The following is a 13,064-nucleotide window of genomic DNA, read 5'->3' as shown; positions in this document are numbered from 1 at the left end:
CCTCGTCGGTCAAAGTGGGCGCAGATGTTACCCAACACAATCATGGCTGGCAAGCCGAATCAGGCAGAAACTTCACTTACCAGTTTTGCCAGTTCTTCGGCGTAGCTGCGAACCTGAGTTTCATCCTCACCTTCGACCATCACGCGCACCAAAGGCTCTGTACCGGACTTGCGCAGAAGTACCCGGCCACGCCCCGCCATTGCCTGGGTGACACGCGCACTGGCTTCCTTGACCGCCGGATGCTCAAGCGGACTTTCACCGCCACCAAAACGCACATTGATCAGCACCTGAGGACACTTGCGCAAGGCCTGACGCGTTTGCGCAAGACCTTCATTACGGGCCTTCAGTGCCATCAGCACCTGGAGCGCAGCAATGATCGCATCACCGGTGGTGGTGTGATTGAAGCAGACGATATGCCCCGAGTTTTCACCGCCTACCAGCCAGTCGCGCTCCAGCAGTTCGGCGATCACATAACGGTCACCGACATTGGCACGAATGAATGGAATCGAGAGCTCTGCCAGCGCGAGTTCAAGACCCAGGTTGCTCATCAGCGTACCGACTACGCCGCCCTGCAATTTGCCCCGCCCGTGCAGATCGCGCGCAATGATGAACAGCAACTCATCACCATCAACGATGGCGCCAGTGTGATCAACCATCAACACCCGATCACCGTCACCATCAAAGGCGATGCCCAGATCAGCGTGCTCGGCCAGAACCGCGGCCTGCAGCTGACCCATATGGGTCGAGCCGCAATTGTCATTGATGTTCAGACCGTTGGGCTGCGCCGACAGCACGACCACTTCAGCACCCAGCTCACGGAACACACTCGGAGCAACCTTGTAGGTCGCACCGTGCGCACAATCGATCACGATCTTCAAACCGGAAAAACTGGTACCGGTCGGCACACTGCTTTTGCAGAATTCGATGTAGCGGCCGGAGGCGTCATTGATGCGCGACACCTTGCCGATCTTGCTCGACTCAACCACAGTCATTGGGGTATCGAGCAGCTCTTCGATCATCAGCTCCAGCTCATCAGGCAGCTTTGTGCCCTTGCCGGAGAAAAACTTGATGCCGTTATCGTCATGCGGATTGTGCGAAGCACTGATCACGATCCCGGCTTCAGCCTGGAACGTGCGCGCCAGATAAGCAATGGCAGGCGTCGGCATCGGACCGAGCAGCATCACGTCCGCACCAGCCGAGGTCAGGCCTGCTTCAAGTGCCGATTCGAACATGTAGCCAGAGATGCGCGTGTCCTTGCCGACCAGCACCTTGCAGGCGCCCATCTTGCGAAAGGCCATACCCGCCGCCCAGCCGAGCTTAAGCATGAAGTCAGGAGTGATCGGATATTCACCCACACGACCACGAATACCGTCAGTACCAAAGTATTTCTTGCTCATAAGTGCTCCATCATTTTTATTCGGCTGATTCCACGGCCGCGAGCATGCGCACCACGTCTACCGTTTCCGCCACATCATGGACGCGCAATATACGCGCTCCTTTAACCGAAGCGAGTGCTGCGAGAGCCAGACCACCATAAAGACGCTCACCCACGAGGCGGTTCAATGCGTGGCCAATCATGCTTTTGCGTGAGACACCAACCAATAGCGGACGCCCCAGCGCATGCAGGGCTTCCATATGCTTGAACAAGCTTAGATTGTGCTGCAGGGTTTTCGCGAAACCGAAACCGGGATCAAGAATGATCCGTTCGGCAGGAATACCCGCCGCCGCACATTGAGTCATGCGCTCTGCCAGAAACTCACCCACTTCCCGGGTAACGTCCTGATAATGCGGATTGTCCTGCATGTCACCCGGCTCGCCGAGCATGTGCATCAGGCAGACCGGCAACCCGGTCGCGGCTGCGGCATCCAGCGCGCCATCGCGGCGCAGCGAGCGCACATCATTGATCAACCCGGCACCCAGGCGCGCCGTTTCACGCATCACCGCTGGCGTCGAAGTATCGACCGAGATGACTACATCCAGCTCGCGATTGATCAACTCCACGATCGGAGCTACGCGTTCCAACTCTTCCAACGGCGAAACCGCTCGAGCGCCAGGCCGGGTCGATTCGCCGCCGACATCGATCAGCGTCGCACCAGCAGCCACCATGGCTTCGGCGTGGCGCAAGGCCACGTCGAGCTGGTTGTATCGGCCACCGTCGGAAAAGGAATCGGGAGTGACATTGAGAATACCCATGACATGCGTCTGGGCCAAATCAAGAACCCGGTTGCCGCAAGGCAACCGGGTCAGGGACTGTACAGAAGTCATTTCAAGCCTTAAACGTCAGCAGCCGGACCGCCGATCGGTGTTTCCGGGCGCTCATCCTGAATCACTGGAGGCGGGGGCGTACCCGTGCCACCGGTCCAGTCACGCGGTTCGCGAGGCGTACGACCCGCCATGATGTCGTCGATCTGCTCGGCATCGATGGTTTCGTACTTCATCAGCGCATCAGCCATGGCATCCAGCTTGTCACGGTTGTCCGTGAGGATCTGCTTGGCCGTGCCGTAGCACTGGTCAATGATGCTGCGCACTTCGGAGTCGATCAGCTTGGCAGTCTCACCGGAGAAACTTGCATTCTGACCGCCACCACCGCGACCGAGGAACACTTCACCCTCTTCTTCGGCGTACATCAGCGGACCGAGCTTTTCCGACAGACCCCACTTGGTCACCATGTTCCGCGCAATCTGACTGGCACGCATGATGTCGTTGGAAGCGCCGGTGGTCACACCGTCGAAACCAAGGGTCATTTCTTCAGCGATACGGCCACCGTACAGCGAGCAGATCTGACTGATCAACGCACGTTTGGACAGGCTGTAGCGATCTTCTTCCGGCAGGAACATGGTCACACCCAGCGCACGACCACGTGGAATGATCGAAACCTTGTAGACCGGATCATGCTCAGGTACGACGCGACCGACAATAGCGTGACCCGCTTCGTGATAAGCGGTGTTCTGCTTCTCTTTCTCGGACATGACCATCGATTTGCGCTCGGCGCCCATCATGATCTTGTCTTTGGCCAGCTCGAACTCTTTCATTTCGACGATGCGCTTGCCGCTGCGTGCAGCGAACAGCGACGCTTCGTTGACCAGGTTGGCCAGATCGGCACCAGAGAAGCCCGGGGTACCACGTGCGATAACGGCCGGGGCAACGTCGTCACCCATTGGCACTTTGCGCATGTGAACCTTGAGGATCTGCTCGCGACCACGGATATCCGGCAAACCTACAACGACCTGACGGTCGAAACGGCCCGGACGCAGCAGCGCAGGGTCGAGTACGTCAGGACGGTTGGTAGCGGCGATCACGATGATGCCGTCATTCATTTCAAAGCCATCCATCTCTACCAGCAACTGGTTGAGAGTCTGCTCACGCTCGTCGTGACCGCCGCCCATGCCGGCGCCACGGTGGCGACCGACGGCGTCGATTTCGTCGATGAAGATGATGCACGGCGCATGCTTCTTGGCCTGCTCGAACATGTCGCGAACGCGGCTTGCACCAACACCCACGAACATTTCAACGAAGTCGGAACCGGAAATAGTGAAGAACGGAACCTTCGCTTCGCCGGCAATCGCCTTGGCCAGCAAGGTTTTACCGGTACCCGGAGGGCCGACCATCAATACGCCGCGAGGAATACGACCACCCAGGCGCTGGAACTTGCCCGGATCACGCAGGAACTCAACCAGCTCGCCGACCTCTTCCTTGGCTTCGTCGCAACCTGCAACGTCAGCCAAGGTGGTTTTCACCTGATCTTCGGAAAGCAGGCGTGCCTTGCTCTTGCCGAAGCTCATCGGTCCGCCCTTGCCGCCAGCACCGCCCTGCATCTGGCGCATGAAGAACATGAACACCGCGATGATCACCAGGATCGGGAAGCTCGCCACCAGGAGTTGAGTCCAGATGCTTTGCTGTTCAGGCTGCTTGCCCTCAACCACAACGTGGTTGTCGACCAGGTCGCCGATCAGGCCATTGTCCTGGATCGCCGGACGAATGGTCTTGAAGCTGTCGCCATCGTTGCGCTTGCCGGTAATCACATAGCCATCAACGGCTACGCGCTCGACCTTGCCATCCTTGACCTGCTGGATGAAGTCGGAATAGTTGAGGGTCTGCGGCTCGTTAGGGCTGGAGAAGTTGTTCATCACCGTCACGAGGACTGCCGCGATGATCAACCACAGGATCAGATTCTTTGCCATATCGTTCAATTAACTACCCTCTGAAGCAAGCTCCGCTACTGGCGCGCGCTTCGCATGATATTCACCGGCCTAACTTACTACATTACCTACAACTCTGGCAGGCGCCGTCTGTAACCCTTTGTGAAACACTTTCTACACAATATTCGCTTATGCACGCGGGGCAAAATACGAAAAACCTATCGCCCCGGCAAAAAACCTCGTTTTACTCGTTACCACCGCGGTAACCCCAAGCCAGCATATATTGCTCGCGGGAGCTGCCTCGGGAAGAATCCGGCTTGATCATCTGGATCTTGTCGAATTTCTTGCGAGCATCCTTCAGGTAAACATCGAAACCTTCACCCTGAAAGATCTTGATCACGAAATTGCCACCCGGCTTGAGTATCCGTTCCGCTAGATCAAGCGCCAGTTCGCAAAGGAACATGGCTTTCGGCATATCCACTTCAGGCGTACCACTCATATTGGGGGCCATATCGGAAATCACAAGGTCCACCTGCGAATTACCCACGGCCTCAAGGATTCGCGCGAGCACTTCGTCCTCGGTGAAGTCACCCTGAATGAAGGTAACGTCCGGGATGCTGTCCATTTCCAGAATGTCCGAAGCGATCAGACGCCCCTGACCGCCGATCAGCCGGCTGGTGACCTGCGACCAGCCGCCGGGCGCTGCGCCCAGGTCGACAACGCTCATGCCGGAACGGATCAGCTTGTATTTCTCCTGGATCTCCAGAAGCTTGTAACTTGCACGCGAACGGTAGCCATCCTTCTGCGCCTGCTTCACATAAGGATCGTTGACATGTCGTTTCAGCCAACCAAGGCTTGTCTTGGAACGCGCCATTGGGCACCTCGATGATTAGGGTCGTGATTAATTGGGCGGATCCACGAACCCTCGGGTAAAATGGCCGCCATTTTACAGAATCCAGACGAAAGGGTCAGATTATGCCGCTCACTCCAGAGCAGAAGAAACAGTACAAATCCATTGGCCACCACCTGAAGCCGGTTTTGACGGTGGCGGACAACGGTCTGACTGAAGGTGTATTAGCCGAACTCGAACGCGCACTGGCGGATCACGAGCTGATCAAGATCAAGCTCAACATCCTCGATCGCGAGTCGCGCCTGGCGCACATTGCAGAATTGTGCAAGGTCGGCAAGGCTGACCTGGTTCAGGTCATCGGCAAGATGGCACTGGTTTATCGCAAGAACTTCAGCGTCAACAAGCAGCTGTCGAACGTTCATCGCTTCAAGTGATGACAAGGGTCAAGGGTGTGCTTCGCGCACCCTGCCACTCCATCCCGGCAGTGGCTGCAACACCAACACCACACCGGAGAAGCCCAACAGCAGAAAACTGAATTCCTGCCAGCGCTGCGCTTGCGGCCAGCCGACACGCACTGCAATAAACATCGCACACGCATACAACGCCATCAGCAACACCTGCCCGCGAAAATCCCGCCATAGACTGGCAAGGCCATCGGCCTGTACCAGCACCAAAGCCTGAAAAATCACGCATGCCGCGGCAAAACCCGCCACCGGCACTTCGAATGCATCGGCAACTTCATCGATCAGCAACGGTGCCAGGCCAATCTTGCCCAACACCGGTCGCAAACCGAGATATATCAACCAGAAGCCGCCGACCCACAACATCTGGGTCAGCTGCCAAAGCATGGCGCCCGCACGTAGCGGGCGCCTGCCTTCAGATGTGACGGACTTCGACAATCTCGTACTCGATAACGCCACTCGGCGTTTTCACGGCGACCACATCACCCTCTTCCTTGCCGATCAAGGCACGGGCCAATGGCGAGCCGACCGAAATCTTGCCGAGTTTGAAGTCAGCCTCATCCTCACCCACGATGTGGTAAGTGACGCTTTCATCAGTCTCGACGTTGGCGATTTCGACGGTAGTACCGAAGATCACTTTGCCGGTGTGCGGGATAGTCGTGACGTCGATGATGACCTGATTCTGAATCCGGCCTTCGATGTCACGGATCCGCGCCTCGACCATGCCTTGCTGTTCGCGGGCGGCATGGTATTCAGCGTTTTCCTTCAGGTCACCCAACTCGCGAGCGGTACCGATGTCCTGGCTGAGCTTCGGACGAACGACCTTGGTCAGGTGAGCGTGTTCTTCTTCCAGGGCTTTCGCGCCCTGGACGGTCATTGGGTATTTGATCATGCCTTCAATCCTGCGTGTAGATCCTGCAAGCGGCGCACGGTCTTCTCGGGACCGAACTTCAGCGCTTCGCAGATAGCTTCGCCCGCAGCAATGGTGGTGGTGCAGTAGATCTTGTGCTGCAGGGCATTACGACGAATGGAGTAGGAATCAGCGATCGACTGACGGCCTTCGGTGGTGTTGATGATCAGAGTGACTTCGTCATTCTTGATCATGTCAACCACGTGCGGACGCCCCTCGGTCACCTTGTTCACACGGCGCACTTTCAGGCCTGCAGCTTCGATCAGCTTGGCAGTGCCGGCAGTCGCGACCACTTCGAAGCCCAAGTTGATCAGATCACGGGCCACGCCTGCAACCAGCGGCTTGTCATCATCACGCACGCTGATGAACGCGGTACCGCCGGTCGGCAGCACTTCGCTGGCGCCCATCTGGGCCTTGGCGAATGCTTCACCGAAGGTGTCGCCGACGCCCATCACTTCACCGGTGGACTTCATCTCTGGGCCGAGGATCGGGTCAACACCAGGGAATTTGGCGAACGGGAACACCGCCTCTTTCACGCTGTAGAAGTTCGGGATGATTTCCTTGGTGAAGCCGATTTCCTTCAGAGTCTTACCGGCCATGACGCGAGCCGCGATCATTGCCAGGGAAACACCGATGCACTTGGACACGAACGGCACGGTACGCGAAGCGCGCGGGTTGACTTCGATGACGTAGATGTCTTCGCCCTGCAGCGCCAGTTGCACGTTCATCAGGCCGACAACGCCCAGTTCCAGGGCCATTTTCTTGACCTGTTCGCGCATCTCGTCCTGGATGTGCGCCGGCAGCGAGTAAGGCGGCAGCGAGCACGCGGAGTCACCGGAGTGAACGCCCGCCTGTTCGATGTGCTGCATGATCGCGCCGATCACCACGTCTTTGCCGTCGCAGACCGCATCCACGTCCATCTCGATGGCGCAGTTGAGGAAGTGGTCGAGCAGCACCGGGCTGTCGTTGGACACTTGCACCGCATCACGCAGGTAGCGCTTGAGTTCGTCTTCCTTGTAAACGATTTCCATCGCGCGGCCGCCCAATACGTAGGACGGGCGCACCACCAGCGGATAACCGATTTTCGCCGCAGCGCGAACGGCTTCATCTTCGCTGCGCACGGTGGCGTTTGGCGGCTGACGCAAGTTCAGGCGTTCAACCATTTGCTGGAAGCGCTCGCGGTCTTCGGCGCGGTCGATGGCGTCAGGGCTGGTACCGATGATCGGCACGCCAGCGGCTTCGAGGGCACGCGCCAGTTTCAGCGGCGTCTGGCCGCCGTACTGAACGATTACGCCCTTCGGCTTCTCGACGCGGCAGATTTCCAGCACGTCTTCCAGGGTTACCGGCTCGAAGTACAGACGGTCGGAAGTGTCGTAGTCGGTGGAAACGGTTTCCGGGTTGCAGTTGACCATGATGGTTTCGTAGCCGTCTTCGCGCAGTGCGAGGGCCGCGTGTACGCAGCAGTAGTCGAACTCGATGCCCTGGCCGATACGGTTCGGACCGCCACCCAGAATCATGATCTTGTCGCGACCGGACGGCGCGGCTTCGCACTCTTCCTCGTAAGTCGAGTAGAGGTAAGCGGTGTCGGTGGCGAACTCGGCGGCGCAGGTGTCAACGCGCTTGTAGACCGGGAACACTTCCAGTTTTTGACGGTGAGTACGCAGATTCTTCTCGGTCACACCCAGCAGTTTTGCCAGACGCTGATCGGAGAAGCCTTTGCGCTTGAGTTTGAACATCAGGTCGCGGTCGATGGCGGACAGACCGAGGGTCTTGACCTTCTCTTCGTCCTTGATCAGATCTTCGATCTGCACCAGGAACCACGGGTCGATCATGTTCATGCCGAAGATGTCTTCGACAGTCATGCCGGCGCGGAAGGCGTCCGCCACGTACCAGATACGCTCGGCGCCCGGCACGGTCAGCTCGCGCTTGAGGATGCTCATGCTTTCCGGATTGCTCAGGTCGAGCTTCTCGTCCAGACCGCAAACACCGACTTCCAGACCGCGCAGGGCTTTCTGCAGGGATTCCTGGAAGGTGCGACCGATGGCCATGACTTCGCCGACCGACTTCATTTGAGTGGTCAGGCGTGCGTCAGCGTTGGCGAATTTCTCGAAAGCGAAACGTGGCAGCTTGGTCACGACGTAGTCGATCGACGGCTCGAAGGACGCCGGGGTCTTGCCGCCGGTGATGTCGTTCGACAGTTCGTCGAGGGTGTAGCCCACAGCCAGCTTGGCCGCGACTTTGGCGATCGGGAAACCGGTGGCTTTCGAAGCCAGTGCCGAGGAACGCGATACACGCGGGTTCATCTCGATCACGACCATGCGGCCGGTGTCCGGGCAGATACCGAACTGCACGTTGGAACCGCCGGTCTCGACGCCGATCTCGCGCAGTACCGCCAGCGAGGCGTTACGCAGGATCTGGTATTCCTTGTCGGTCAGGGTCTGTGCCGGAGCAACGGTGATCGAGTCACCGGTGTGCACGCCCATCGGGTCGAAGTTTTCGATCGAGCAGACGATGATGCAGTTGTCCTTTTTGTCGCGGACAACTTCCATTTCATATTCTTTCCAGCCGATCAGCGACTCGTCGATCAGCAGCTCTTTGGTCGGCGACAGGTCCAGACCGCGGGCGCAGATTTCTTCGAACTCTTCACGGTTGTACGCGATACCGCCGCCGGTGCCGCCCATGGTGAAGGACGGACGGATGATGCACGGGAAACCCAGACGCTCGAGGACGGCGTTGGCTTCTTCCATGCTGTGGGCGATACCGGAACGCGGGCATTCCAGGCCGATCGACTTCATGGCCTTGTCGAAACGCGAACGGTCTTCAGCCTTGTCGATGGTGTCGGCGTTGGCGCCGATCATTTCCACGCCGAACTTTTCCAGAACGCCTTCGCGCTCCAGGTCCAGGGCGCAGTTCAGAGCAGTTTGGCCGCCCATGGTTGGCAGCACGGCATCCGGACGCTCTTTTTCGATGATCTTGGCCACGGTCTGCCATTTGATCGGCTCGATGTAGGTCGCGTCGGCCATGTCCGGGTCGGTCATGATGGTGGCCGGGTTGGAGTTCACCAGGATGACGCGGTAACCCTCTTCGCGCAGGGCTTTGCAGGCCTGGGCGCCGGAGTAGTCGAATTCGCAGGCCTGGCCGATAACGATCGGGCCAGCGCCGAGAATCAGGATGCTTTTAATGTCTGTACGTTTTGGCATGGGTTTGTCACTCAAATCCGCAGGTCAGTCGGCAAGCCGTCTTGATCGATTTCTGAAGCCCTGAGGGGCGCCACCGGTATCGGGGCCGCCCTCGAGGGCTTCTCGCTACAGTCTCAAGGCGAACGCTTAGCGTCGCTTGGCCATCTCGTTGATGAAGCGGTCGAACAGGGGCGCCACATCGTTCGGGCCCGGGCTCGCTTCAGGGTGGCCCTGGAAGCTGAACGCGCTCTTGTCGGTGCGTTCGATGCCTTGCAGGGTGCCGTCGAACAGCGACTTGTGGATCGCACGCACGTTGGCCGGCAGGGTCGCTTCGTCAACTGCAAAACCGTGGTTCTGGCTCGTGATCATCACGACGCCAGTGTCCAGATCCTGTACCGGGTGGTTGGCACCGTGGTGGCCGTGGCCCATTTTCAGGGTCTTGGCGCCGGAGGCCAGAGCCAGCAGCTGGTGACCGAGGCAGATACCGAAGACAGGAATTTCGGTTTCCAGCACTTCCTTGATCGCCTTGATTGCGTAGTCGCAAGGCTCCGGGTCACCAGGGCCGTTGGACAGAAACACGCCGTCCGGCTTGAGTGCCAGCACATCGGCAGCCGGGGTTTGCGCCGGCACCACGGTCACGCGGCAGCCGCGCTCGACCAGCATGCGCAGGATGTTCAGTTTGACGCCGTAGTCGTAGGCAACCACGTGGTACGGCAACTCGGACGCTTCGATGGTCGCGTGGCTGTCGGTCTTCAAGTCCCAGACAGTGGAGCGCCATTCGTACTTTTCCTTGGTGCTGACGACTTTCGCCAGATCCATGCCCTTCAGGCCCGGGAAGCCTTGCGCAGCGGCAATTGCAGCTTCTTCGGAGATGTTGTCGCCGGCCATGATGCAGCCGTTCTGTGCGCCTTTTTCACGCAGGATGCGGGTCAGGCGACGAGTATCGATACCAGCGATTGCCACAACATTGTTGGCTTTCAGGTAGTCGGACAGGGACATCGTGTTACGCCAGTTGCTCGCTACCAGCGGCAGGTCACGGATGACCAGGCCAGCGGACCATACGCGGTCAGACTCGGCGTCTTCCGGCGTGGTGCCGGTGTTGCCGATGTGCGGGTAAGTCAGGGTAACGATCTGTTGGGCGTAGGAAGGATCGGTAAGGATTTCCTGATAGCCGGTCATTGCGGTGTTGAACACCACCTCACCAACGGTTTGACCGTCGGCTCCAATGGCTTCGCCGCGAAAAATGCTGCCATCAGCAAGGGCGAGTATGGCTGGCTTAGTCAAGAAGACCTCCCGTAAATAACGCATGAAAGGGCAATCGCAGGTTGTAAAAAAGCGGAGTGACGTATGGACACGTCACCCCGCTTCTTCACTGAATTATTCTGCGCGCTTTTAGTGGACACACTAAAGCTGTAGCTTACAGAAAAAGGCTTTTTTGGTCCACCGCTAAAGAGCCTAAAAGGCCGGAGAATGCGACAGGCCGTCGCGCGGTGTAGAAAAACCAGCGCAAACCGGGCGTTTGCGCTGGGTAAAGCAGTCAATTAATGCAGGTCGAGCACGTCCTGCATGTCATACAGACCCGGCTCGCGACCATCCAGCCACAACGCCGCACGCACCGCGCCCTTGGCAAAAGTCATGCGACTGGAAGCCTTGTGCGTGATCTCCAGGCGCTCGCCTTCGCAAGCGAACAGCACGGTGTGATCGCCGACCACATCACCACCACGCACGGTAGCGAAACCGATGGTTTCCCGCTCGCGCGCACCGGTGTGGCCTTCACGGCCATAGACCGCAACCTTCTGCAGATCACGATCCAGCGCCTCGGCGATCACTTCACCCATGCGCAGGGCCGTGCCCGAAGGCGCATCGATCTTGTGCCGGTGATGCGCCTCGATGATCTCGATGTCCGCATCATCGCCCAGCACCCGAGCGGTCATTTCGAGCAGCTTCAGCGACAGGTTGACCCCGACACTGAAGTTGGCCGCGAAGACGATCGGAATATCCTTGCCCGCCTCAGCCAGCAGCTGCTTCTGCGCAGCGTCGAGCCCGGTGGTGCCGATGACCATGGCCTTGCCAGCCTTGCGACAGAACGCGAGGTTTTTCAGCATGACTTCCGGCAGGGTGAAATCGATCAGCACATCGAACTCTTCAGCCACCGATTCGAGATTGCCGGACAACGGCACACCGATGCGACCCAGCGAAGCCAGCTCACCGGCATCCACCCCGATCAGCGTACTGCCGGGACGAACGATCGCCGCGGTCAGGCCGGTCAGCGGCGCGCGCTGTTGCACGGCCTCGACCAGAATCTTGCCCATGCGCCCGGCGGCGCCCATCACAGCTATACGTCGCATGCCGACTCCTTACAGATCGCCGAAGAAGCGCTTCACGCCATCGAACCAACCGGTGGTTTTTGGCGAGTGACTGTTGTCATCCGCCAGCGAGCTGCGGAACTCTTCGAGCAATTCGCGCTGACGACGATTCAGATTGACCGGGGTCTCGACCGCTACACGGCACATCAAGTCGCCCGCACCACCGCCCCGCACCGGCGCCACGCCTTTGCCGCGTACACGGAACTGCTTGCCGGTCTGGGTGCCTTCAGGGATTTTCAGTTTGACGCGACCGTCGAGGGTCGGGATTTCCAGCTCGCCGCCGAGCGCCGCATCAACAAAGCTGATCGGCACTTCGCAGAACAGATGTTTGCCATCGCGCTGGAAGATGTCGTGTTCGCGCACGTTGATCACCACGTACAGGTCGCCGGTCGGGCCGCCCTGGGTGCCCGCCTCGCCCTCGCCAGACAGACGAATGCGGTCGCCGGTATCAACGCCAGCCGGCACCTTCACCGACAGGGTCTTGTACTCTTCGACGCGACCGTCGCCGTGGCAGGAATCGCACGGATCGGAAATGATCTTGCCTTGGCCATGGCAGCGCGGGCAGGTCTGCTGCACCGAGAAGAAGCCCTGCTGCATACGCACCTGGCCGATGCCGCCGCAGGTCGGGCAGGTTGATGGCGACGAGCCTTTCTTCGCACCGGAACCATCGCATGGCTTGCAATTGACCAGTGTCGGAACGCGGATATTCACGGTAGTGCCGCGCACCGCTTCTTCCAGATTCAGCTCCAGGGTGTAGCGCAGATCGCTGCCGCGCTGGGCGCCGCCACGGGAACCGCCACGACCGCCACCGAAGAAGTCACTGAAGACATCGCCAAAGATGTCGGAGAAGTTCTGCCCGCCGAAACCGGCGCCACCGCCACCCATGCTTGGGTCGACGCCAGCATGACCGTACTGGTCGTACGCCGCGCGCTTGCTCGAATCGGACAATACTTCGTAGGCCTCGTTGGCCTCTTTGAACAGTTCTTCCGACGCTTTGTCATCGGGATTACGGTCCGGGTGATGCTTCATCGCCAGACGACGATAGGCCTTCTTCAGGTCTGCATCGCTTGAACCACGCTCTACACCCAATACTTCGTAATAGTCACGCTTTGCCATAAGTCTTTTGCACTCTTGAGGACGTTCGGCAAACCCCTCCTGA

11 protein-coding genes are annotated in these 13,064 nt (G+C 58.9%); 1 reads left to right on the top strand and 10 read right to left on the bottom strand.

Going from position 1 to position 13,064, the window contains the following annotated elements:
• Positions 1–59: 59 nt before the first annotated feature.
• The 4 genes from glmM to rlmE all read right to left on the bottom strand — a co-directional run bounded on the left by glmM (position 60) and on the right by rlmE (position 5,013).
• Positions 60–1,397, bottom strand: a complete 1,338-nt coding sequence (gene glmM, locus QMX91_RS02640) for a phosphoglucosamine mutase (protein WP_027610781.1) — start codon at positions 1,395–1,397, stop codon at positions 60–62.
• Between the two features lie 16 nt (positions 1,398–1,413).
• Positions 1,414–2,265 carry a dihydropteroate synthase gene (gene folP, locus QMX91_RS02635; RefSeq protein WP_098967152.1) on the bottom strand — a complete coding sequence of 284 codons (852 nt, stop codon included), beginning with the start codon at positions 2,263–2,265 and terminating at the stop codon, positions 1,414–1,416.
• 8 nt (positions 2,266–2,273) lie between these two features.
• A complete protein-coding gene (gene ftsH / locus QMX91_RS02630) occupies positions 2,274–4,181 on the bottom strand; it encodes an ATP-dependent zinc metalloprotease FtsH (protein ID WP_027610779.1) in 1,908 nt (635 codons plus the stop codon).
• 202 nt (positions 4,182–4,383) lie between these two features.
• Positions 4,384–5,013: a 23S rRNA (uridine(2552)-2'-O)-methyltransferase RlmE gene (gene rlmE / locus QMX91_RS02625; protein ID WP_003221536.1), complete on the bottom strand. Its 630-nt coding sequence runs from the start codon at positions 5,011–5,013 to the stop codon at positions 4,384–4,386.
• A 101-nt stretch (positions 5,014–5,114) separates the two neighbouring features.
• On the opposite strand from rlmE, the gene QMX91_RS02620 reads away from it, so the two are divergent.
• The gene (locus QMX91_RS02620) at positions 5,115–5,423 is read left to right on the top strand and encodes a YhbY family RNA-binding protein (RefSeq protein ID WP_003221534.1); all 309 of its coding nucleotides are present in this window, start codon (positions 5,115–5,117) and stop codon (positions 5,421–5,423) included.
• 9 nt (positions 5,424–5,432) lie between these two features.
• Here QMX91_RS02620 and QMX91_RS02615 read toward each other — a convergent pair whose 3' ends face one another.
• The 6 genes from QMX91_RS02615 to dnaJ form a co-directional block, all read right to left on the bottom strand.
• The gene (locus QMX91_RS02615) at positions 5,433–5,837 is read right to left on the bottom strand and encodes an MFS transporter (RefSeq protein ID WP_282412198.1); all 405 of its coding nucleotides are present in this window, start codon (positions 5,835–5,837) and stop codon (positions 5,433–5,435) included.
• A 28-nt stretch (positions 5,838–5,865) separates the two neighbouring features.
• A complete protein-coding gene (gene greA, locus QMX91_RS02610) occupies positions 5,866–6,342 on the bottom strand; it encodes a transcription elongation factor GreA (RefSeq protein WP_003221530.1) in 477 nt (158 codons plus the stop codon).
• Positions 6,339–9,560: a carbamoyl-phosphate synthase large subunit gene (carB, locus tag QMX91_RS02605; protein ID WP_007961429.1), complete on the bottom strand. Its 3,222-nt coding sequence runs from the start codon at positions 9,558–9,560 to the stop codon at positions 6,339–6,341. The genes greA and carB overlap by 4 nt, the downstream gene beginning before the upstream one ends.
• A gap of 126 nt (positions 9,561–9,686) precedes the next feature.
• A complete protein-coding gene (gene carA, locus QMX91_RS02600; protein WP_027610776.1) occupies positions 9,687–10,823 on the bottom strand; it encodes a glutamine-hydrolyzing carbamoyl-phosphate synthase small subunit in 1,137 nt (378 codons plus the stop codon).
• Between the two features lie 257 nt (positions 10,824–11,080).
• Positions 11,081–11,887: a 4-hydroxy-tetrahydrodipicolinate reductase gene (gene dapB, locus QMX91_RS02595; RefSeq protein WP_134785409.1), complete on the bottom strand. Its 807-nt coding sequence runs from the start codon at positions 11,885–11,887 to the stop codon at positions 11,081–11,083.
• 9 nt (positions 11,888–11,896) lie between these two features.
• The gene (gene dnaJ / locus QMX91_RS02590) at positions 11,897–13,021 is read right to left on the bottom strand and encodes a molecular chaperone DnaJ (RefSeq protein ID WP_003221522.1); all 1,125 of its coding nucleotides are present in this window, start codon (positions 13,019–13,021) and stop codon (positions 11,897–11,899) included.
• Positions 13,022–13,064: the final 43 nt, after the last annotated feature.

The organism is Pseudomonas sp. PS01299 (assembly GCF_029960145.1).
In the GTDB taxonomy this organism is placed as follows: Bacteria; Pseudomonadota; Gammaproteobacteria; order Pseudomonadales; family Pseudomonadaceae; genus Aquipseudomonas; species Aquipseudomonas putida_A.
This window is presented reverse-complemented; position numbering and strand designations above follow the sequence as displayed.